Annotated in this window: 22 protein-coding genes; 16 read left to right on the top strand and 6 right to left on the bottom strand. The window is 62.4% G+C overall.

Annotated features, from left to right (window positions below):
* The first annotated feature begins 191 nt into the window (after positions 1-191).
* The 3 genes from argJ (at position 192) to DQ397_RS22515 (ending at position 3100) form a co-directional block, all read left to right on the top strand.
* Positions 192-1409: a bifunctional glutamate N-acetyltransferase/amino-acid acetyltransferase ArgJ gene (argJ, locus tag DQ397_RS22525; RefSeq protein ID WP_043207533.1), complete on the top strand. Its 1218-nt coding sequence runs from the start codon at positions 192-194 to the stop codon at positions 1407-1409.
* A gap of 117 nt (positions 1410-1526) precedes the next feature.
* Positions 1527-2159, top strand: a complete 633-nt coding sequence (locus DQ397_RS22520; RefSeq protein ID WP_043207534.1) for a glutathione S-transferase family protein — start codon at positions 1527-1529, stop codon at positions 2157-2159.
* On the top strand, positions 2156-3100 hold the full coding sequence (locus DQ397_RS22515; protein ID WP_043207536.1) for a Nudix family hydrolase: 945 nt from the start codon (positions 2156-2158) through the stop codon (positions 3098-3100). Before DQ397_RS22520 ends, DQ397_RS22515 begins: the two co-directional genes overlap by 4 nt.
* A gap of 74 nt (positions 3101-3174) precedes the next feature.
* On the opposite strand, the gene DQ397_RS22510 is transcribed toward DQ397_RS22515, so the two are convergent.
* The 3 genes from DQ397_RS22510 to DQ397_RS22500 are packed head-to-tail and all read right to left on the bottom strand — an operon-like array spanning position 3175 to position 6730.
* Positions 3175-3741: a cob(I)yrinic acid a,c-diamide adenosyltransferase gene (locus DQ397_RS22510; protein ID WP_043207538.1), complete on the bottom strand. Its 567-nt coding sequence runs from the start codon at positions 3739-3741 to the stop codon at positions 3175-3177.
* 1 nt (position 3742) lies between these two features.
* Entirely contained in the window at positions 3743-5773 is a 2031-nt protein-coding gene (locus tag DQ397_RS22505; protein WP_043207541.1) for an ATP-binding protein, read from the bottom strand.
* 39 nt (positions 5774-5812) lie between these two features.
* Positions 5813-6730: a putative 2-dehydropantoate 2-reductase gene (locus DQ397_RS22500; protein ID WP_148921629.1), complete on the bottom strand. Its 918-nt coding sequence runs from the start codon at positions 6728-6730 to the stop codon at positions 5813-5815.
* Between the two features lie 97 nt (positions 6731-6827).
* On the opposite strand from DQ397_RS22500, the gene DQ397_RS22495 reads away from it, so the two are divergent.
* The 3 genes from DQ397_RS22495 to DQ397_RS22485 all read left to right on the top strand — a co-directional run bounded on the left by DQ397_RS22495 (position 6828) and on the right by DQ397_RS22485 (position 9703).
* Complete coding sequence (locus DQ397_RS22495; RefSeq protein ID WP_043213519.1) at positions 6828-7313, top strand: YajQ family cyclic di-GMP-binding protein; 486 nt, start codon at positions 6828-6830, stop codon at positions 7311-7313.
* Between the two features lie 112 nt (positions 7314-7425).
* Positions 7426-8268, top strand: coding sequence for a mechanosensitive ion channel family protein (locus DQ397_RS22490; protein ID WP_043213521.1), 843 nt, complete (start codon positions 7426-7428; stop codon positions 8266-8268).
* Between the two features lie 193 nt (positions 8269-8461).
* Complete coding sequence (locus tag DQ397_RS22485; RefSeq protein ID WP_070576162.1) at positions 8462-9703, top strand: MFS transporter; 1242 nt, start codon at positions 8462-8464, stop codon at positions 9701-9703.
* Positions 9704-9783: 80 nt separating this feature from the next.
* On the opposite strand, the gene DQ397_RS22480 is transcribed toward DQ397_RS22485, so the two are convergent.
* The gene (locus DQ397_RS22480; protein ID WP_043213525.1) at positions 9784-11331 is read right to left on the bottom strand and encodes an AmpG family muropeptide MFS transporter; all 1548 of its coding nucleotides are present in this window, start codon (positions 11329-11331) and stop codon (positions 9784-9786) included.
* 43 nt (positions 11332-11374) lie between these two features.
* Positions 11375-11728 (bottom strand): MGMT family protein, encoded by a 354-nt coding sequence (locus tag DQ397_RS22475; protein WP_043213527.1) that lies wholly within the window; start codon positions 11726-11728, stop codon positions 11375-11377.
* 153 nt (positions 11729-11881) lie between these two features.
* Here DQ397_RS22475 and DQ397_RS22470 point away from each other — a divergent pair, with 153 nt between their 5' ends.
* The 5 genes from DQ397_RS22470 (at position 11882) to groL (ending at position 16553) form a co-directional block, all read left to right on the top strand.
* Positions 11882-12889, top strand: a complete 1008-nt coding sequence (locus tag DQ397_RS22470) for a DUF481 domain-containing protein (protein ID WP_043213529.1) — start codon at positions 11882-11884, stop codon at positions 12887-12889.
* A gap of 140 nt (positions 12890-13029) precedes the next feature.
* Positions 13030-13761 (top strand): HugZ family protein, encoded by a 732-nt coding sequence (locus DQ397_RS22465; RefSeq protein ID WP_043213531.1) that lies wholly within the window; start codon positions 13030-13032, stop codon positions 13759-13761.
* 66 nt (positions 13762-13827) lie between these two features.
* A complete protein-coding gene (locus tag DQ397_RS22460; protein WP_043213533.1) occupies positions 13828-14289 on the top strand; it encodes an FxsA family protein in 462 nt (153 codons plus the stop codon).
* 276 nt (positions 14290-14565) lie between these two features.
* Positions 14566-14859 (top strand): co-chaperone GroES, encoded by a 294-nt coding sequence (locus DQ397_RS22455; RefSeq protein ID WP_009395550.1) that lies wholly within the window; start codon positions 14566-14568, stop codon positions 14857-14859.
* Positions 14860-14909: 50 nt separating this feature from the next.
* Positions 14910-16553, top strand: a complete 1644-nt coding sequence (gene groL, locus DQ397_RS22450; protein ID WP_043213539.1) for a chaperonin GroEL — start codon at positions 14910-14912, stop codon at positions 16551-16553.
* Between the two features lie 158 nt (positions 16554-16711).
* On the opposite strand, the gene DQ397_RS22445 is transcribed toward groL, so the two are convergent.
* A complete protein-coding gene (locus tag DQ397_RS22445; RefSeq protein ID WP_043213542.1) occupies positions 16712-17440 on the bottom strand; it encodes a phosphatase PAP2 family protein in 729 nt (242 codons plus the stop codon).
* A gap of 177 nt (positions 17441-17617) precedes the next feature.
* Here DQ397_RS22445 and colR point away from each other — a divergent pair, with 177 nt between their 5' ends.
* The 5 genes from colR to DQ397_RS22420 all read left to right on the top strand — a co-directional run bounded on the left by colR (position 17618) and on the right by DQ397_RS22420 (position 21338).
* Entirely contained in the window at positions 17618-18301 is a 684-nt protein-coding gene (gene colR / locus DQ397_RS22440) for a two-component system response regulator ColR (protein WP_043213544.1), read from the top strand.
* A complete protein-coding gene (locus tag DQ397_RS22435; protein ID WP_043213545.1) occupies positions 18291-19619 on the top strand; it encodes a HAMP domain-containing sensor histidine kinase in 1329 nt (442 codons plus the stop codon). Before colR ends, DQ397_RS22435 begins: the two co-directional genes overlap by 11 nt.
* 106 nt (positions 19620-19725) lie before the next feature.
* Complete coding sequence (locus DQ397_RS22430) at positions 19726-20406, top strand: class I SAM-dependent methyltransferase (protein WP_043213548.1); 681 nt, start codon at positions 19726-19728, stop codon at positions 20404-20406.
* Between the two features lie 6 nt (positions 20407-20412).
* Positions 20413-21114, top strand: a complete 702-nt coding sequence (locus DQ397_RS22425; RefSeq protein WP_043213550.1) for a lipopolysaccharide kinase InaA family protein — start codon at positions 20413-20415, stop codon at positions 21112-21114.
* A complete protein-coding gene (locus tag DQ397_RS22420) occupies positions 21111-21338 on the top strand; it encodes a hypothetical protein (RefSeq protein WP_043213552.1) in 228 nt (75 codons plus the stop codon). Before DQ397_RS22425 ends, DQ397_RS22420 begins: the two co-directional genes overlap by 4 nt.
* The last annotated feature ends 109 nt before the right edge of the window (positions 21339-21447 follow it).

Below are 21447 nucleotides of genomic sequence, written 5' to 3'. Positions count from 1 at the left end.
TTGCAGCCCACCGCGACACAAGGCCGCTACCACAGGTGCAGCGCGTGACTCCAAAACGCTGCAACCTTGTGATAGCGGCCTTGTGTCGCAAAAGGGCCGCATAGCGGTCCCGCTCTTCCATCCGCGCGTTGGCCGCTATTAAGATCGTGCGGCATCGCCACATCCCCTTTGGTTTCTCTAGGAGCGCTTACATGGCTGTTGGTCTTGGTCCTTTGCCCACCCTGCACCCGGTTCCCGGTTTCGAACTCGGCATCGCCTCGGCGGGTATCAAGCGCCCTGGGCGCAAGGACGTGGTGGTGATGCGTTGCGCCGAAGGCTCCAGCGTCGCCGGTGTGTTTACCCTCAACGCCTTCTGCGCAGCGCCTGTGATCCTGTCCAAGCAGCGCGTGCAGGGCACCGTGCGCTACCTGCTGACCAACACTGGCAACGCCAACGCAGGTACCGGCGCACCGGGCCTGGCCGCTGCCGAGCGCACCTGTGCCAAGCTGGCGGAACTGGCGGGCGTGGAGGCCAGCGCTGTGCTGCCGTTTTCCACTGGCGTGATCGGCGAGCCGCTGCCGGTCGAGAAGATCGAGGGCGCGCTGCAAGCTGCCCTGGATGACCTGTCGGAAAACAACTGGGCCGAGGCCGCCACCGGCATCATGACCACCGACACCCTGCCCAAGGGGGCCAGCCGCCAGTTCCAGCACGACGGCGTGACCGTCACTGTGACCGGCATCAGCAAGGGCGCCGGGATGATCCGTCCGAACATGGCCACCATGCTCGGCTACATTGCCACCGACGCCAAGGTGGCTCCTGCGGTGCTCAAGGACCTACTGCTCGATGGCGCCAACAAGTCGTTCAACCGCATCACCATCGACGGCGATACCTCGACCAACGACTGCTGCATGTTGATCGCGACCGGCAAGGCCGATCTGCCGGAAGTCACCCAGGCCAGCGGTGCGCTGTTCGAGGCCCTGAAAAAGGCTGTCTTCGAGGTGTGCATGGAAGTTGCCCAGGCCATCGTTCGCGACGGTGAAGGCGCGACCAAGTTCGTTACCGTTCAGGTCAACGGTGGTGGCAATCACCAGGAGTGCCTGGACGTCGGCTACGCCGTGGCCCACTCGCCGCTGATCAAGACCGCACTGTTCGCCTCCGACCCCAACTGGGGCCGCATCCTTGCCGCTGTCGGCCGTGCCGGCGTGCCCGCACTGGATGTCAGCCTGATCGACGTGTTCCTCGATGACGTGTGCATTGCCAGCAAGGGCGGCCGCAGCCCGAGCTACACCGAGGACCAGGGCGCCAAGGTGATGGCCCAGGAAGAAATCACCATTCGCATCGAGCTTGGTCGTGGCCAATGCAGCGAAACCATCTGGACCACCGACCTGTCCCACGAGTATGTGAAGATCAACGCCGAATACCGCACCTGATGGCCTCTTCGCGGGTAAATCCGCTCCCATGCAGCATATGCAAACGTTGTGGGAGCGGGTTCGCCCGCGAAGCGCTGCACAGCAGTCCCTAGTATTCCGATCCAATGGAGCCGAACCATGAGCTATCACCTGATCATCGGCGACAAGCTGTACTCATCCTGGTCGCTACGCGGTGCCCTGGCCCTTGAGCTGGCTGGCGTGCCGTATGAAGAGACGCTGATCACCCTGAACCAGCCCGATACCCGCAAACGTATCCTCGAATTCTCCGCTACCGGCAAGGTGCCGCTGCTCAAGACCGAGCACGGCGTCATCGCCGACTCCTTGGCCATTGCCGAATACCTTGCCGAACGTCATCCCGAGGCCCAACTGTGGCCGGCGGACATCGCTGCCCGTGCCCAGGCGCGTTCAGCGTGTGCGCAGATGCACAGTGGTTTCATGGCGCTGCGCAGCACGATGCCGTTCGATCTGTCTCGCGATGAAGCGTTGGAGAACATGCCGCTGGACGTGCAAGTCGATATCGACCGAATCGTTGCCCTGTGGTCTGAGTGCCGACTGGCGGCCAAGGAGCCTGGGCCGTTCCTGTTCGGCAAGCCGAGCCTGGCCGATGCGTTCTTCGCGCCGGTGGCGGTGCGTCTGCGCACCTACCGCGTCGAAGTTCCGGCCGAAGCGGCCGCTTACATTGAAACCATTTATCAATGGCCGGCCTTCCAGGCCTGGCAGAAGGCTGGCCTGGCGGAGCGAGAAGGGTGAAACGGATTCATGTTGTTGCGGCGGTCATTCGTGGCGCAGACGGGCGCATCCTGATTGCCCGACGCGCCGATACCCAGCACCAGGGCGGCCTGTGGGAGTTCCCTGGCGGCAAGGTGGAAGAGGGTGAGGCCGTCGAGGTGGCGCTGGCGCGTGAGTTGCGCGAAGAGCTGGGTATCGAGGTGACGGGCTCGCGACCACTTATCAAGGTCAGCCACGACTACCCGGACAAACAGGTGCTGCTGGATGTCCGTGAGGTGGACGCCTTCACCGGCGAACCCCATGGCGCCGAGGGCCAGCCCCTGGCTTGGGTAGCGCCACGGGACTTGGGGCAATACGAGTTCCCTGAGGCCAACAAGCCGATCGTTGCTGCCGCGCGACTGCCCGACCAGTACTTGATCACCCCCGATGGCCTGGAGGCGCCCGAATTGCTGCGCGGCATCCAGAAGGCCATCGCAGGCGGCATCCGTCTGATCCAGCTGCGTGCGCCGGACATGTACGATCCCAAATACCGTGATGTGGCAGTGGATGCGGTCGGGCTGTGTGCCGGCAAGGCCCAGCTGATGCTCAAGGGACCGCTGGAATGGCTGGGCGACTTCCCGTCGGCGGGTTGGCACCTGACGTCCGCACAACTGCGCAAGTACGCCGCCAACGGGCGACCGTTCCCGAAGACGCGCTGGTTGGCGGCTTCGTGCCACAACGCTGAAGAGCTGGCCTTGGCCGAGCAGATGGGAGTGGATTTCGTCACCTTGTCGCCTGTGCAGGCGACCCAGACTCATCCAGAGGCTACCCCGTTGGGTTGGGAGGAGGCTGGGCGGTTGATCCAGGGGATCAATCATCCGGTGTTCCTGCTGGGAGGGGTTGGCGCCGGGGAGCGTGAGCGTGCCTGGGAAGCTGGTGCCCAGGGCGTGGCAGGTATCCGGGCGTTCTGGCCGCACTCCTGATCTCGGTCATTGGCCGGTAAACCCGCTCGTACACGGTCAACACCTTCCCTGTATGAGCGGGTTTAGCTGCGATATCAGGCCTGCGGTTTGGCCGCAGCCTGCCACAGCACCTCTGCGACCCCTTGGCGACGCCCGATGATCCGCGCTGCGACGAACAACAGATCGGACAGCCGGTTGATGTACGCCAAGCCCACCCCATCCAGCGGCTCGATGGCATTCAACTGCTGGCACCGACGCTCTGCGCTGCGCGCCTGGCTTCGACACACGTGGGCCTGGGCCACCAGCGCCGAACCACTGGGCAGGATGAAGTTCTTCAGGGGGCCGAGCTCCTCGTTCCAGCGATCGATGGCCGCTTCCAGCCGCTCTACTTCGACTTGGTCCAAGGCTTGATAGCTGGGCATCGCCAATTCGCCGCCCAGGTCGAACAGCCGGTGCTGACAAGGCGCCAGAATCTCGATCAACTCCTCCAGCCCTTCGCTCTGCAGCCCGGCGAGCAGCACGCCCAGTTGACTGTTGAGGCTGTCCACCTCGCCGATCGCCTCGATCCGCGGATGATCCTTGGGTACCCGGCGACCGTCGCCAAGGCCTGTTTCGCCCTTGTCGCCGGTGCGGGTGTAGATCTTCGACAGCCGATAGCCCATGTCATGCCTCCGAGTTGGCCGACGCCATCGGTGCCGGCTGACCAAGGGGCAGGCGCAGGGTGAAACAGGTGCCCTGGCCGGGTGCGGAGTGAACCTCCATCTGCCCCTTGTGGTTGTTGGTGATGATGAAGTACGAAACCGACAGGCCAAGCCCTGTGCCCTGGCCGATCTCCTTGGTGGTGAAGAACGGTTCGAAGGTGCGTTTGCGCACCGACTCCGGCATCCCGACGCCGTTGTCTTCGACCTGGATTTCCGCCCAGGGCGGGTTGAGCCGGGTACGCAGGACGATACGCCCAGGTTCGGCTGGTTGTGGCCGTTGATGGATGGCCTGGGCTGCATTCTTGAGCAGGTTCAGCAGCACTTGCTCCAGCTCGTTGGCGGTGCAGGGCACCGGCCCCAATGCGGGGTCGAACTGGCGCACGATGTTTTGCCCTTTGAAGTCGAAACCGACCGTCAGGTCGAAGTCGTTGCCCGCGATTTCCACCGCCTGGTCGATCAGGGCCGGCAAGTCGCAGGGCACCAGTTGTCGGTTGCTGCGGCGGCTGAAGCTGAGCATGTGGGTAACGATTTTCGCCGCCCGTGCACCGGCCTGCTGGATGCCGTCGAGCAACTGCGGTACGTCGCGGCTTTCGAGGTAGCGGTTGACGGTCGCCAGGTCGATGTCCAGCTCCGCGGCCTGCTCCTGGTTGCGTGGCAGTTCAGGCGATAGCCGTCGGCGAATGTTCTGTACGTTGTGCAGGATGGCCCCGAGCGGGTTGTTGATCTCATGGGCCATGCCGGCGGCCAGCCCCCCCACCGACAGCATTTTTTCCGATTGCACCATCATCTCTTCGAGCGACAGACGCTGGGTGATGTCGTCGATTCGAATCACCACCCCCCGGCCTCCGCCGCCGGTCAAGGGGTAGAAGGTCAGGGCATAGTGGCGCAGGTCCTCGCCCTTGGGCCAGGTGACCCGTTCGATTTTCGCCACCCGGTGTTTCTCGACGCTTTCCTTGAGCTGCGGGAGGAACGGCTTGAGCGGTTCGAAGGCGATGAAGATCGGCTGGTTCAACGCCTCATCCAGGGGCGTGCCCGAGAGCACGGTCGCTTCGTGGTTCCATTGGGTCACGTAGAGCTGCTCGTCCAGGGCGATCAGGGCCGAGGGCATGGAGTCGATGATGCTGTTGAGGTAGTTCTGGAAGCCTGTGAGTTTTTTCTCGATCTTGCTGCGCACCTGGACTTCCAGCTCCAGCTTGCGGTTGGTATGGCGGGTTTCCTCGGCCAACCCCTGGGCTTGGTCATAGGCCATCTGGAACTCGTCACGCGTGCGCTTGAGCTGCTGCTCGCGCGCCTCGATGCGCGAGAGCATGGTATTGAACGCCTCGGCCAGGCTGCCGATCTCGTCGTCGTTGCCACGCTGGGCGCGCAAGGCGTAGCTCTCCTCGCGGGTGACCTGACGGCTGAGCTCCTCCAGCTGGTTGATCGGTTGGGTGATGAGGCGCTTGATTTGCCGGGCAATGACCATCCACAGCAGGATGCTGAACACCAGGATCGCCAGGCTGGCGGTCAGAGTGCCGGTGTAGAAGGCCACGGGCAATTCGCTGCTGGCCACCAGCAGCAGGTGCGCTGGCGGGCCGCCGTCGCGAGGCAGGCGGATCAGCTGGGTGCTGCGAAACTCCATCAGGCGCCAGCCATCGATGTTGCGAAAGCGTTTGGGCAGCGCCAGCGGCTCGCCGTGTTGCAGTTGGGCCAGCATGCGTCCGTCACTGCCGTACAAGGCCGCCGCACGCAACGGGGTGTAGCTGTCGAGCTCCTTGAGCAGTGCCGTGGCCGTTTGCGGTGAGTCGCCGGCGCGGGCCGACAGCTGAGGGTTGGACACCAGCCGGCCGATGGTCTGCAGGGCTTGGGGCGCCATGCTTTCCTGGGTGATCCAGTAGGCGGCGCTGATGAACGTGAGGTTGGCCACCAGCAGGATGGTGACCAGCAGTACCAGCAGGGCCGCCAGCAGTTTCTGCCCGACCGGGAGATTTTCCAAGCGTTGGCGCAAGGTCATGGGCGAGGGTGCGTCCTCTGTGCGGTTGAAGGGCCAGCGTCAGTCGCTGGGCAGGCCACGGGCCTTCAAGTTATCGACCAGGCGCTGGTGCAACTGTTCCAGGTGCGGCAGCTCCAGGCCATGGCGGGCAGCGGCCCGGCAGGCGTGGCCAAGCAGGTAGTGCACTTCGGTGCGACGGCCATGGCGAACATCCTGGTACATGGAAGAGTAGTTGGCCGCGGTGGCCAGAATCACCCGTTGCACCTGTTCATCCAGGCCCTCGGCGGCTTCTGGCTGGCCGCAACGACGCAGCATATCGGCCAGTTCGACGCACAGGGTGGAGACTTGCTCCAGGTGTGCCAGCAGACCACCGTTGTGGCAGTCGTGAAGTACAGTCAGCGGGTTGATTGCGCAATTGAGCGCCAGTTTGCGCCACAGGCGGGTGAGGATATCCACCGTCCATTCGGCGGGGATGGCGGCATCGTGCAGATCGTCGAACCATTGCGGCACGGACGGGTTCACGGGATCGCCCAGCCAGTTGAAGCCTTGCCCGGCAAAGCGTACGCGCCAGTCGTCCTCGCGGAAGGCGCCTTCGGTACTGGAGGCGAAGATGCACCGGGCGTGAGGCGCCTGATCGGCCACTTCATCCTGGCTGCCCAGGCCGTTTTGCAGCAGCACCAATTCGGCGCCCGCGGCCAGGCGAGGCGCCAGACGGGCGATGGCAGGCGCGGCGTCATACGCCTTGCAGGCCACCAGTAGGCGGTGGATAGGCGCGTGGGCCTGGTCGGTTTCGGCGGGAATCGCGTAGTGGCTGGTCAGGTCCTGCTCCAGCAAGGTCAGGCCGCCGGCGGCCTGGTACGCGGCCAGGCGCTGCTCGTCACGCAGGATCAGGCGGACCGCCTTGCCCGCGCGGGCCAGGCGACAGGCCCAGAGGCTGCCGAGGCTACCGGCGCCGAGAATATGCCAGGTGCTGCTCATCTGCGTTTCGCAACCCGTTATAATGAGCCCGCATTTTAACCGTCAAACCTGGCGCGCTCCATCCGACCGAGCGCGCTTTTATTTTTGGAGAACAACCATGCCTTCGTTCGACGTGGTATCGGAACTGGACAAGCACGAAGTCACCAACGCCGTGGACAACGCGGTGAAGGAACTGGACCGTCGCTACGACCTCAAGGGCAAGGGCAGCTTCGAGTTCAAGGACAAGGAGCAGACCGTGCTTCTGACCGCCGAGGCGGAATTCCAGCTCGAGGCGATGATCGAGATCCTTCGCCTGGCACTGGTCAAGCGCAAGATCGACGTCAAGTGCCTGGAAGTCAAGGACGCCTACCCTTCGGGTAAGGAAATGAAGCAGGAAGCCAAGTTCCGCGAGGGCATCGACAAAGATCTGGCCAAGAAGATCGTTGCCACCATCAAGGACGGCAAGCTGAAGGTCCAGGCCGCCATCCAGGGCGAGCAAGTGCGCGTCACCGGGAAAAAGCGTGACGACCTGCAGGAAGCCATCGCCCTGCTGCGCACCAAGGAGTTCGACATGCCGCTGCAGTTCAACAACTTCCGCGACTGATCAGGTATCGCAGGAACCTTGATGGCGTATTGATGTCCATGAGGCCCTGAGGCCGCGGAATTTCCGCGGCCTGTTTTTTCGTGTATGTGTCATCCGGCATCAGGAGATGAATATGGATTTGAACGCTGAAGTCGATCAGCTGGTCCGCCAATCGCAGACCTGGATCCCTTTGATCATGGAATACGGCAGCCGTGTGGCGCTCGCGCTGGTGACCCTGGCCATCGGTTGGTGGGTCACCAACAAGCTCAGCGCTCGCTTGGGCAAGCTGGTTGGGATGCGCAACCCTGATCCGGCGCTGCAAAGCTTCATCAGTACCATCGCCAATATCGTGCTGAAGATTCTGCTGGCGATCAGTGTGGCTTCGATGATCGGCATCGAGACCACCTCGTTCGTGGCGGCCATCGGTGGTTCTGCCCTGGCCATCGGCCTGGCCCTGCAGGGTAGTCTGGCGAACTTCGCGGGCGGCGTGCTGATCTTGCTGTTCCGCCCGTTCCGTATCGGCGACTGGATCGAAGCCCAGGGCGTGAGCGGCACCGTCGACAGTATCCAGATCTTCCACACCGTGCTGCGCACCGGTGACAACAAGACCGTGATCATGCCCAACGGCAGCTTGTCCAACGGTATCGTCACCAACTTCAACCGCCAGCCCACCCGCAAGGTCGTGTTCGATGTGGGCGTCGATTATGACGCCGACCTGCAGAAAGCCCGCAATGTCCTGCTGGACCTGGCCAAGGATCCACGGGTCCTGCAGGATCCCGCCCCGCAGGCGGTGATCTCCACCTTGGGCGACAGTGCGATCACCGTGTCCCTGCGTGTGTGGGTCAAGACCGCCGATTACTGGGACGTGATGTTCATGCTCAACGAGCATGCTCGCGATCGCCTCAAGGCCGAAGGTATCGACATTCCCTTCCCGCAGCGGGTCATCCGCGTGGTGCAGGAGCCGGCTGTGCAGTAAGCTGCACCGCACGACGTACTGTCGCGGGGCAAGCCCGCTCCTACCGATGCAGCGCAAGTGTTCAGCGCGCATACGATCGGTGGAGTGGGGCTTGCCCCGCGATGCGTTTTCTCTCCATTACACTTGTTCACAGCCTGATCCTGTCATTTCTGGCATATAGGCTGATCCCTCCTGTTTCCAGCTGTTTTTCATCATGAAGCCATTGCTGCATATCACGCCCCTGCGAGCCTTGCTGTTCGCACTTACCCTGGCCCTGTTCGAATTGCTGACGTATCTCGCCAGCGATGCGGTCATGCCCGCCATGCCCGTGGTGGTCGACGACCTCAAGGCCAGCCCCGAGTACATTCCCCACGCCCTGAACCTGTACCTGCTCGGCGGTGTACTGTTGCAATGGCTGATCGGTCCGCTGGCCGATCGCTACGGTCGTCGCCCGCTGTTGCTGGCTGGTTGCGCGTTCTTTGGCGTGGCTTGCCTGGCCACTTACTGGGTACACGACATTGGCCTGTTCAATCTGCTGCGCTTGTTGCAGGGCGTAGGTCTGGGCTTCGTCGTCACGGTCAGCTACCCGGCGCTGAACGAGGCCTTCAGCGAAGCCGATGCGGTACGCATGATGGCCTTGTTGGCCAACATCGCCCTGCTATCGCCGCTATTGGGCCCATTGGTGGGCACCTTGCTGTTGCAATGGCTGGACTGGCGCTGGTTGTTCCTGGCGTTCGCCGCTGGCGCGGTGCTGACCTGGCTGCTGCTGTACCGGTTGATGCCGGAGACTCTGGGCGTAGAGCGGCGCGATGGCTCGCGGTTGCCCTTCACGCCGATTCACCTGTTGCCGCTGCTGGCGGGTTATGGCCAGTTGCTGGCCAACCGCCGCTTCGTCGCGGGCAGCGCGGCGCTGGGTTTGGTGGGCTTGCCACTGATCGGTTGGATCGGCCTGTCGCCTGTGCTGTTGATCAGTGACGAGGGCCTGAGCACGATGGAGTATGCGCTGTGGCAATTGCCAGTGTTTGGCGGGCTGATTCTGGGCAACTTGATCATCAACCGCATCGCCGACCGCTATCCGTTGCCCAGCCTGGTACGCGGTGCGCTGTGGCCCTACCTGGCGGGGTTGTGCCTGATGGTCGTGGCCACCTGGACCTGGCCGACGGTCACCAGCCTGGTCGCGGGGATGTCCCTGTATGCCTTGGGCCTGGGGGTGGCGAATGCGGTCCTGTACCGCATGACCCTGTTCTCCAGCGAGCAGAGCAAGGGGCTGGTATCGGCCATGCTGGGCATGATCACCATTGCCCTGTTGGGGCTCGGTGGCGCGTTGCTGGCGATGTTGGGGGCGGGGGCGAGCCTGCTGCACTTCGCGTTGGCGGCAGGTATTGCCGGGGCGCTGGCGCTGTGGCCGTTGTGGTACGTGGTGGGTGGGCGCCGGGACGAAGGAGCCGTGGCCTAGGCGCTGTACGAAATATTTCCGTACTCACTCACTGGAAAGCAAACCCTGGGTTTGGGGGGCCGCAAGGCGGCCCCTGTTCCTCAAGGGCGCTCGGCCGCGGAGTCTTCCACCGGCGCCTGTTTGCCTCGACCGGCTTCCTGATGCCAGTGCAAGGCGATCAGGATCAGGGTCGGCACGCCGAGCAGGGCGGTGATCAGGAAGAAGTCATGGTAGCCGAACTTCTCTACCAGCACGCCCGAATAGCCACCGATCAAACGTGGCAGCAAGAGCATGATCGAGCTCAGCAGGGCGTACTGGGTCGCCGAGAACTTCAGGTTGGTCAGGCTCGACAGATAGGCGACGAAGGCCGAGGTGGCAAGGCCCGAGCTGAAGTTGTCCAGCGAGATGGTGACCACAAGCATCTCCAGGTTCGGACCCATATCGGCCAGCATCAGGAACAGGATGTTGGTCGCCGCCGACGCCGCACCGCCGATGAACAGGATCGGCAGGATGCCGAAGCGTACGATCAACAGGCCACCGATACCCGCGCCGACCAAGGTCATGATCAAGCCGAAGATCTTGCTGACGCTGGCGATCTGGTCCTTGGTAAAGCCTTGGTCGATGTAGAACACGTTGGCCATCACACCCATCACGGTATCCGACATGCGATAGGTGGCGATCAGGCCCAGCAGCAGCAGCGCCTGCCAGCGATAGCGCAGGATGAAGTCGTTGACCGGTGTCAGCACAGGCGCCAGGCCCCGCCGGCCCAGGGACGACAGGCAGGCCCAGGTCAGCAGCACATAGAGAATCAGGCGCAGGAAGGCACGGTCCTCGATCAGCAGGTCCAGAACCGTCGCGTCGCCGGAAATCACGCTCGACCATCCGGTATTGAACATCTGGGTGAAACTCGCCGGTACCGACACCAGCAGGATGATCAGCACGAACACCGACGCCAGCTGGTGTACCAGACCATAGCGCGCCGCCGACAGCTGGGTGCGCATGGGCACCGGCGGTTCGCGCATCACCAGCGTGGTGAACACAGCTGGCAGCATCAGCACGCCGAACAGTACGTAGGTGCCGGTCCAGGCCTGATGCAGGTAGCTAAAGCCGGTGGAACCGAACCATTCGGCGAAGAACAGGGCGCCGGCGGTGGCGAGCAGGGCGGCGACCCGGTAACCGGCCATGTAACTGGCGGCGAGGGCGGCCTGGCGCTGGTCATCGGCGATTTCCAGGCGGTAGGCGTCGACGGCGATGTCTTGGGTGGCCGAGGCAAACGCCACCAGCACGGCCAGGGCAATCAGCCAGGAAAGGTGCTTTTGCGGGTCGCACAGCCCCATGCCGACCAGGCCGATCATCACCAGCATCTGTGAAAGCAGCAGCCAAGAGCGGCGACGGCCCAGAGCGCCGAGCACTGGCAGGCGCCATTGGTCGAGCAACGGTGACCAGACCCACTTGAAGGCGTAGGCCAGGCCAATCAGGCTGGCATAGCCGATGGTTTCGCGGGCAACGCCGGCTTCCCGGAGCCAGACCGACAATGTCGAAAACACCAGCATGTAGGGCAGGCCGGCGGCGAAGCCGAGCAACAAAAGCACCAAGGTCGACGGGCTGGCATAGGCAGCGAGCGCAGCGCGCCAGGTTTTACGGGGCATGGGCCAACATCTGCCTCAAGTTTGCGAAAACAAAACGCGCACTCTAACCGCTGTGCTCCATTGGACGCCAGCCGTGACGCGACATATCCACGCGATTGTTCCTGACTGTCACGCCTTCTGCACGCAATCGTGCGCGCTGTTCGTCTCCTGACGGGGTGCCCAACGCCAGGCTCAGGCGACCGCCGGCTCCGAGCACCCGATGCCAGGGCAAGCGGGTGTCTGCAGGCAGTTGTCCGAGAGTGCGACCCACCCAACGCGCCGCGCGGCCGATCCCTGCGAGCTCGGCCAGCTCACCGTAGCTGACCACCTTGCCGGGTGGAATCTCGCCGAGCACCGAGTACAGCGCCATTCGTCGGGCCTGGGCCTCGTCGGTGGAGGCGTGTGATGATCCGGACATCAAAGGCCCCCTGGCCTGCAGATGAAAGCGGACCAACGGTCGGGATAAATGAGAGTGGAACTCAACGGCATGGTCTGGGTCTGTCCTTGCTCTGGTCGTGGCGATCTGGATAATGCCCGGCTTTTTTCGTCAAATCGAACCTGTAGTCAGCTTATGTATTCTAGAACCCTGCTTTTCATTCTCGCTGTCTTGTCCTGCGTGCCGGCGTTTGCCGACACGGTATGGATGAAAAACGGCGACAGGCTCAGTGGCACGATCAAGGTCTTCGATGGTGGCAAGCTGTTGTTGCAAACCACTTACGGCGGTGCCATCGCCTTGGACTGGAAGCAAGTGCAGACCCTGGAAAGCGACCAGGAACTGCTGGTCAAGCAGGACGCCTATAGCGGTGAAAAGGCCAAGTCGCTCAAGGCCGCCGAGCCCGGCAAGGTCACCCTGGCCAATGGCGATGTCCCTAAGACCGTGGACCTTGCCAGCATCGAGCAGATCATGAAGCCTCAGCCGCTGGTCGAAGACTTCCTGTGGAAAGGCAATGTGGACCTTGCCATGGACTACAAGCGCGCCGAGAACGATACCGACGACTACGACATCAGCTTCAAGACCACCGCCCGCCATGGCCGCTGGCGGCACAACGCCGAAGGCGAGTACAACCGCGAGACCAAGGACGACGTCACCACCACCAATAACTGGAGCGCCGAATACGCACTGGACCGCTTCATCACCGACAAGTGGTTCTGGCAGGGGCGTATGGAATACAAGCGTGACCATGTCGAGGACCTGGCTCGCCAGCGCACCGTGGGTACTGGCCCGGGCTACCAGTTCTGGGACGACGAGTTGGGGGCTTTCTCCCTTGGCTCGCTGATCAACCGCACGGATTTCGAATACCGCGATGGCGGCAAGGACAATTTCTATTCCGCTGCCGTGAAGTGGGACTACAACCGCTATCTGATCGGCAAGAGTGTCGAGCTGTTCACCCGCGGCGAGGTGGGTAAACCGCTGGGTGGTGTGGCGAACTATGCGCTGGATGCCGAGGCAGGCCTGCGCTACAAAGTCACCGAATGGGCCTCGCTCAACCTCAAGGCAGAGAAAGACATCATCAGCGGCACGCGTGACAGCGACCTGGACAAAACCCGCTACACCGCAGGCTTTGGCGTGACCTGGTAAGCGCCTGGGCTGCCACGCAGCCCTTCGCGAACAGAGCGCCAGGGAGCAAGGCAGTGCCTGGCGCGTGGGGAATCTATGGCACCCGACAGGGATAATGCTTATCTTGTCAGCCAACCAGTCCGCCACCAGGAGCGCCTTTCGTGAGTGACAACGCCCTGCGCCCCGCCCGAGAACTCCTGCTCAAGGAATTCCGCGGCGTGCTTTCGACCCATTCCAAATCCATGCCCGGCTATCCGTTCGGCTCCGTGGTGCCGTACTGCCTTGACGCCGAGGGGCACCCGCTGATCCTCATCAGCCGCATCGCCCAGCACACGCATAACCTGCAGAAAGATGCCAAGTGCTCTCTGCTGGTGGGCGAGCGCGATGCCGAGGATGTTCAGGCGGTAGGGCGCCTGACGGTGATGGCCGAGGCGCACAAGCTCACCGACGAGGCCGCCATCGAAGCGGCGGCCGAGCGTTATTACCGTTACTTTCCTGAAGCGGCCAACTACCACAAGGCCCATGATTTCGATTTCTGGGTCCTGCAGCCAGTGCGCCACCGCTACATCGGTGGTTTCGGCGCAATCCATTGGCTCGACCAGGTCACCTTGGCCAACCCCTTCGCCGGCAAGGTCGAGGCGAGCATGATCGAGCACATGAACAGTGATCACGCCAATGCCATTGCGCATTACGTAGCGCTGACCGACCTGCCGCGCACCGCACCTGCCGAGCTGGTCGGCATCGACAGCGAGGGCATGCACCTTCGCATCGGCCAGGGTATCCACTGGTTGGCTTTCCCCCAGGTTTGCAATACGCCGATACAGGTTCGCGAAGCCTTGGTCTTGCTGGCCCGCGCCGACCAATGGCCGGTTACGGCGAAAGTCGAGGGTTGAAATGCCGAGTCCACGCATCCATCTGGTGGTCGTAATGGAAGGTTTTCTTCCGCCGAGGATCCTTTGATGCGTGCTTTTCTATTGCTGTTTCTGATTTTTCCGGTGCTGGAGCTGTTCGTCTTCGTCAAGGTCAGTGCCGCCATCGGTTTCTTCCCGGCGCTGCTGCTGATCATCGCCGGTTCCGCTTTGGGTGTGCTGGTCATGCGGGTGGCCGGGCTGGCCACCGCCCTGCGCGCCCGTGAGAGTCTGCAGCGCGGCGAACTGCCCGCCGAGGACATGTTCCAGGGCATGATGCTGGCGCTGGGCGGTGGCCTGCTGTTGCTGCCGGGCTTCATCAGCGACGTGTTGGGCCTGCTGTGCCTGTTGCCTTTCACCCGTCATCTCGCCGCACGCAAGATGCGTCAGCGCGCCGAAGCCCAGGCCATGCGCCAGCGGGCCTTCCAGGATGACCCGTTCCAGCCTCGTCCCAACGATGCCGGCCATCGCCCCAATGTAATCGAGGGTGAGTACGAGCGGCACGACAAGTAACGTTCCAGGGGCCGCATCGCCTTCGATCGCAGGTAAAGCTGCGATGGAAGGCGATGCGGCCCTCGCTTTTTTCAAGTCGATGAAAAATTTTCCGAGCCAAGCCTTGTAATTGATTTTGCCGACCACATGTATGGGTCACCGCAAGGTTTCTGGTGGCGACACCAGACATATATACGGGGCTCGTCCCGTGCGAGCCCTGACCGGCAACGCCGGACCGTATCAACCCGCCGGTATCGACACCGGCCGATGAAAACCACAATTTGGGAGAGATCGACAATGAAGCTTCGTCCTCTGCATGACCGCGTCGTCATCCGTCGCAGCGAAGAAGAATCGAAAACCGCTGGCGGTATCGTCCTGCCGGGTTCGGCCGCTGAAAAACCAAACCGCGGCGAAGTCGTCGCCGTCGGCACCGGTCGCATCCTGGACAACGGCGAAGTTCGTGCCCTGGCCGTCAAAGTGGGCGACAAAGTGGTCTTCGGCCCTTATTCGGGCAGCAACACCGTCAAAGTCGACGGCGAAGACCTGCTGGTGATGAGCGAGAACGAAATCCTCGCTGTCGTCGAAGGCTGATTCCCCTCCCGGTTTCCAGAAGCATTCTAGAATTCAAGGATTAAACGATCATGGCTGCTAAAGACGTAAAATTCGGCGATTCCGCCCGTAAAAAAATGCTGGTTGGCGTTAACGTTCTGGCCGACGCAGTAAAAGCGACCTTGGGCCCGAAAGGCCGTAACGTTGTCCTGGCCAAGAGCTTCGGCGCTCCGACCATCACCAAGGACGGCGTTTCCGTTGCCAAGGAAATCGAGCTGAAAGACGCCTTCGAGAACATGGGCGCCCAGCTGGTCAAGGAAGTCGCTTCCAAGGCCAACGACGCTGCCGGTGACGGCACCACCACCGCTACCGTTCTGGCTCAGGCCATCGTCAACGAAGGCCTCAAGGCCGTTGCCGCCGGCATGAACCCGATGGACCTCAAGCGCGGCATCGACAAGGCCACTGCTGCCATCGTCGCCGAGCTGAAGAACCTGTCCAAGCCTTGCGCCGACTCCAAGGCCATCGCCCAGGTAGGTACCATCTCCGCCAACTCCGACAGCTCCATCGGTGAAATCATCGCCGAAGCCATGGAAAAGGTCGGTAAAGAAGGCGTCATCACCGTCGAAGAAGGCTCGGGCCTGGAAAACGAACTGTCCGTCGTAGAAGGCATGCAGTTCGACCGCGGCTACCTGTCGCCTTACTTCGTCAACAAGCCGGACACCATGGTTGCCGAGCTGGAAGGCCCGCTGCTGCTGCTGGTCGACAAGAAGATCTCCAACATCCGCGAACTGCTGCCAGTGCTGGAAGCCGTTGCCAAGGCCGGCCGTCCGCTGCTGATCGTTGCTGAAGACGTCGAAGGCGAAGCCCTGGCTACCCTGGTCGTCAACAACATGCGCGGTATCGTCAAGGTCGCGGCTGTCAAGGCACCTGGCTTCGGCGACCGCCGCAAGGCCATGCTGCAGGACATCGCCACCCTGACTGGCGGCCAGGTCATCTCCGAAGAAATCGGCCTGACCCTGGAAACCACTACCCTGGAGCACCTGGGTAACGCCAAGCGCGTCATCCTGTCCAAGGAAAACACCACCATCATCGACGGCGCAGGTTCCGACGCTGATATCGAAGCACGCGTCAAGCAGATCCGTGCCCAGATCGAAGAAACCTCTTCGGACTACGACCGTGAGAAGCTGCAAGAGCGTCTGGCCAAGCTGGCTGGCGGTGTTGCCGTGATCAAGGTCGGTGCTGGCACCGAAGTCGAGATGAAAGAGAAGAAAGCCCGCGTTGAAGACGCCCTGCACGCTACCCGCGCAGCCGTCGAAGAAGGCGTGGTGCCTGGCGGTGGTGTTGCCCTGGTTCGCGCTCTGCAGGCCGTTGCCGAACTCAAAGGCGACAACGAAGACCAGAACGTCGGTATCGCTCTGCTGCGTCGCTCGGTCGAAGCACCGCTGCGCCAGATCACTGCCAACGCCGGCGACGAGCCAAGCGTTGTCGCTGACAAGGTCAAGCAAGGTTCGGGCAACTACGGCTACAACGCTGCTACCGGCGAATACGGCGACATGATCGAGATGGGTATCCTGGACCCAGCCAAGGTCACCCGTTCGGCTCTGCAAGCCGCAGCTTCGATCGGTGGTCTGATGATCACCACCGAAGCCATGGTTGCCGACCTGCCGGAAGACAAGCCAGCTGCAGGCGGCATGCCTGACATGGGCGGCATGGGTGGCATGGGCGGCATGATGTAAGCCAGCCTCACCCGCTGCATGAAAAAGCCCCGCCTAGTGCGGGGCTTTTTCTTGGGCGTGTGTTTTGCTCCGGTGGCGCAGCTTCTCACGGGTAAACCCGCTCCCACAGATCGATGTGGCAGCAGGCGACAGTTTGCGATGGGGCGCACAGTGCTCCTTCAGGCCACGCTGCGTTGAGGCACTGCCTCCAGCGCAATGCCTCGGCGATACAAGACCAGGTAATAGCAGCCCAGCCCGATCAACCAGCAGAAAACCGCCGTCCACACGTTGTGCGACAGGAAGTGTGCCCCTTGCAGCATACGGCCGATGGACAGCACGGTACCGGTCACGAACGCTACGGTGAAGGCTGCACGGGCCAGACGTGGTCTGCGATCGCGCAGCATGAAGAACAGCGCAAACAGGCTGAAACCCGTTGCCGCGTGGCCGCCTGGCCAGCAGCGGCCAGGCTTGTCGGTTTGCGGACGATGCTCCATCAATTTGCTATAGGTTTCCTTGCCGCCGAACTGGCTCAGGCTCCAGGGGCACTGGACTTCGGTCACCGCCTTGAGTGGGGTGACGAAGGAGGTGGAGAGCGCCAGCGCCAGTACCAGGCAACCCAGTTCGCGACGCCAGCCGAACAGGCGCGACCAGAAGAAGCTGGCGATGAAGGCGACAATGGACAGCAAACCCATGACGATCACGATCTGCTTGACCCGGTCATGCAGGATGTTTTCCAGAAAATAGCTATGACGGCCGATGAATGCCCCAGCCACTGGGTCGAAGGCCAGATTGGCCACGTCCATGTCCAAAGAGGTCCACTCACTCAGGAGCAGGGCCACCACGGTGGCCAGCGGAATACCCAGGTACAACCAGAGGTTGATCGGGCGGGGGCGGGTGGTTTCTTGCATGACGACTCCAGGGACGATAAATGCCGGGCATTGTCGGCCTGCGGCTATCCTGGGTTCGTGAAGGATCAGTGAAAAATACGTCAGCAACGGCCAAATGCCCTAAGGCTGGCGCGGCGCGGGCGATGGCCTTAAGCTGCGCCTGCCGCGCAGAGCGAAAGCGTCGTACAGGAGAAACCGATGCGCATTCTACTGGTTGAAGACAACCGCGATATCCTCGCCAACCTGGCCGACTACCTTGGGATGAAAGGCTATACCGTCGACTGCGCTCAGGATGGCCTGTCAGGGCTGCATCTTGCCGCGACCGAACACTACGACCTGATCGTGCTCGATATCATGCTGCCTGGGATCGACGGTTACACCCTGTGCAAACGCCTGCGCGAAGATGCCCGCCGTGATACCCCGGTGATCATGCTCACCGCCCGCGATCAGCTCGATGATCGCCTGCAGGGCTTCCGTTCCGGTGCCGACGATTATCTGCTCAAGCCTTTTGCCCTGTCGGAGCTGGCAGCGCGTATCGAAGCAGTGCTGCGACGCTCCCAGGGGGGCGGCCGACGCACGTTGCAGGTCGCTGATCTGAGCTATGACCTCGACACCCTGGAGGTCACTCGCCAGGGCCGCCTGCTCAAGCTCAACCCGGTCGGCCTCAAGCTGCTGGCCGTGCTGATGCAGAAGAGTCCGCACGTGCTGCGCCGCGAGGTGCTGGAAGAAGCCCTCTGGGGGGACGACTGCCCCGACAGCGACAGCTTGCGCAGCCATGTACACCAGTTGCGTCAGGTCATCGACAAACCCTTCGAGAAACCGTTGCTGCATACCGTCCATGGCGTCGGCTATCGCCTCGCCGAGGGCCGTGATGGAGTTTAAGCAAAGTCTTGCCCAGCGCATCATCATCGCCTTTGCGTTGATGAGCGCCCTGGTGGCCGGGGCCTTCGCTTTCGGCATCGTCGCCACGGTCCACCTGGTCGAGGAGCGTTTGATCTCCGCCGTGCTCGGTGGCGATCTGCAGCGCTTGTTGCGCATGGACAGCATCAGCGACTGGAGCCATCGGCCCCGTCCTGACCAGCTGTTCTACTTCAGTGGCGGGCGTGACGATTTCGAACTGCCCAAGGACTTGCGGCACCTGACGCCGGGCTTCCACGAGGTGTTCCGCGACCAGCTTTCCTATCACGCGATGGTCGAGATCGTCGATGGCCGGCGCTACGTGCTGCTGCAGGACCAGAGCGATTTCGAAGAGCGCGAGCGGGTGCTGTTCGCGGTCGTGGTGGTGGGCTTCGTGCTCAGCCTGGTATTGGCGGTGACCCTGGGCTGGCTGTTGGCAAGGCGAGTGATGGCCCCGGTGATCCGCCTGGCCCGGCAGGTCCGCCACCGGGACCAGTTGCTGGGCCTGGCACCCCCGCTGGCCCCGGACTATGCCGCGGACGAGGTCGGGCAGTTGGCCGTGGCCTTCGACGATACGCTCGGCCGCTTGCGCGATGCACTGACCCGCGAGCGGTTGTTCACCAGCGATGTCAGCCATGAGCTGCGCACGCCGCTGATGGTGCTCGCCACCTCCTGCGAACTGCTGATGGAGAATCCCAACCTGGACAGCCGTTCACGCAGCCAGGTGGAGCGCATCGCGCGGGCGACCGAGGAGATGCGTGAGCTGGTCAAGACCTTCCTGATGCTGGCCCGTGCCCAACGCGATGAAGGCGCTGTCGCTTCGCAGGCGACCTTGAGCGAAGTGGCCGACGACCTGGTAGGGGTTTGGCGCGATACCATCGAACAGAAGGGCCTGACCCTTTATTACGACGGCCGGGTCAGTGCGAGCCCGGTGTTGTACAACGCGACGTTCCTGCAATCGGTGATGGGCAATCTCCTGCGCAATGCCGCCCACTACACCGACAGTGGCTACATTCGTCTGAGCCTGGAACCGAACGGTTTCAGCGTCGAGGACAGCGGTGTGGGCATCCCTGAGGAGCAGCGCGAAGCGATGTTCCGCCCCTTCGTGCGCGGTGACGAACGCCGTGGCGAGGGCCTGGGTCTGGGGTTGTCGCTGGTGCAGCGGATCTGCGACGACCAGGGCTGGCGCGTCACCCTGACGGCGACGTTGCCTCATGGCTGTCGCTTCCAGGTGGACCTGAGCAGGGGCAAGGCGATTACAGCGGACAGCGAGGCCGGCGACCAAGCCCCACTGTTGGGGTGATACCTGAAATATGCTGTTGCAGGCATGACGGATTTTTCACATGGGCATGACCTGATTCCAACGCTTCGCTCCGTAGAGTGGGTGGAATTGAATCAGGAGATGCCCAATGCGGAGCCCGATCAAACTCCCATTTTCCGAAAAGTATGACCGTCAGCATGCCCAGGAGTACTTCCTCAAGCATCAAGATGGTCTGGCACGCCGCCTTTCCCATTACCGTGACGAACAACTGGCCCGCCGCGCCCTGGCGCTTGCAGGGGAGCCTGGCCTGGTACTCGACCTACCGTGTGGTGCAGGGCGTTTCTGGCCGCTATTGGCGGAAAAGCCCAATCGGGTGATCATCGGCGCCGACAATTCCGCCGACATGATCGAGACCGCCTGTACTTCCCAGCCGCCAGAGGTGGTTGCCCGGGTGCGCCCCTTGCAGACTTCCGCATTCGCTATCGATTTGCCGGACAACGCGGTGGACAGCATTTTCTGCATGCGCCTGTTCCACCACATCGGCGATGCCGCTCACCGCAAGACGATCCTCTCGGAGTTTCATCGGGTCAGCCGCGACAGCGTGATCCTGTCGCTGTGGGTCGATGGCAACTTCAAGGCCTGGCGACGCAAGAAGCTCGAGCATCGGCGCAGTGCGAAGGCCGCGCAGGGCAGTTATCAAAATCGCTTTGTGTTGCCGGTCGATACCATCGAAAATGAGTTTGTTACAGCCGGTTTCAGAATCCAGGACCGTCTGGATTTCCTGCCGTTGTATGCGATGTGGCGGGTATACGTATTACGCAAGGGGTAGGTGTTCATGGCAGTGGCCGGCAATGCGATGTCCGATTTCGAGTACTACTGGCAGCAACAGGGTGAATGGGTGGAGGAGCCCAACCAGCGGCGCGGTGGGGAGAGTGGTGTGCAGCGTCTGAGCGACGCGAAGGGCAAGGTCCTGTATGCCAAGCGTCAGGTCGGTCACATCTATCGCAGCCTGCGCCATCCGTTCGGCCGCCCGACGGTATTGCGTGAGCTGGATGCCCTGAACAGTTTCGAGCAGCTTGGTGTGCGTGTGCCGCGGTTGGTGTTCGCTGGCGCCGAGCGCGGCGCCGATCACCAGTGGCGAGCCCTGCTGGTGAGCGAGGCGCTCGACGGGTTCGTCGACCTGGACACCTGGCATGCCGAAGGCGCCCGCGAGCGTTACCCGCAAGTGCTGCACGAACGCATGCTCAAGGAGCTGGCCGACAATCTGGCGCGCATGCACTTGGGCCATTGGCAGCACGGCTGCCTGTATGGCAAGCATGTGTTCGTCAAGGTCATCGGCGAGGGCGAGAAGGCCCGGGCCGAAGTCGCGCTGCTGGACCTGGAAAAGTGCCGCCGGCGCATCAGTTGCCAGCGCGCAGCCGCCAAGGACCTGCGCCAATTGCGGCGCCATTCGTCACTCAACGATGCACAGTGGCAGAGCCTGCTCTATTTTTACCAGATGGCGTTTGGCAGCGCTGTCAAAGGGTTAGAGCAATGAAACTAGAAATCGCTCGAGCTTTGTTCATGGTCGCGGCACTGGCAGTGACCACCGCTGCTGTGGCGGCGTGGGAAGAGCCTAGACCGGCGGTGTTCAGCAAGGCCGAAATCGGTGGCCTGTGCGCGGTGCCCCGCGAAGTGAAGCAGCAGAATACGGCCCAGCCGGATCATGACCTGTTGCTGTTCCTGTTCGGTATGCGCCAAGGGCTGCGACCGTTCGGTTGATCGAGCGCGTGATGGTGAAGCGCCAGGGGCCCAATGAAGGGCCCCTGGCGTTTTTTATTGCCCGCCAATTTTGTTTGTGTTGACCGCATCGCGGGTAGAACCCGTTCCC

The sequence above is a fragment of the Pseudomonas sp. CK-NBRI-02 genome (assembly GCF_008124495.1).
GTDB classification, from domain to species: Bacteria; Pseudomonadota; Gammaproteobacteria; order Pseudomonadales; family Pseudomonadaceae; genus Aquipseudomonas; species Aquipseudomonas guariconensis.
The sequence above is the reverse complement of the archived record's forward strand: the minus strand, read 5'-3'. Positions and strand labels throughout refer to the sequence as shown.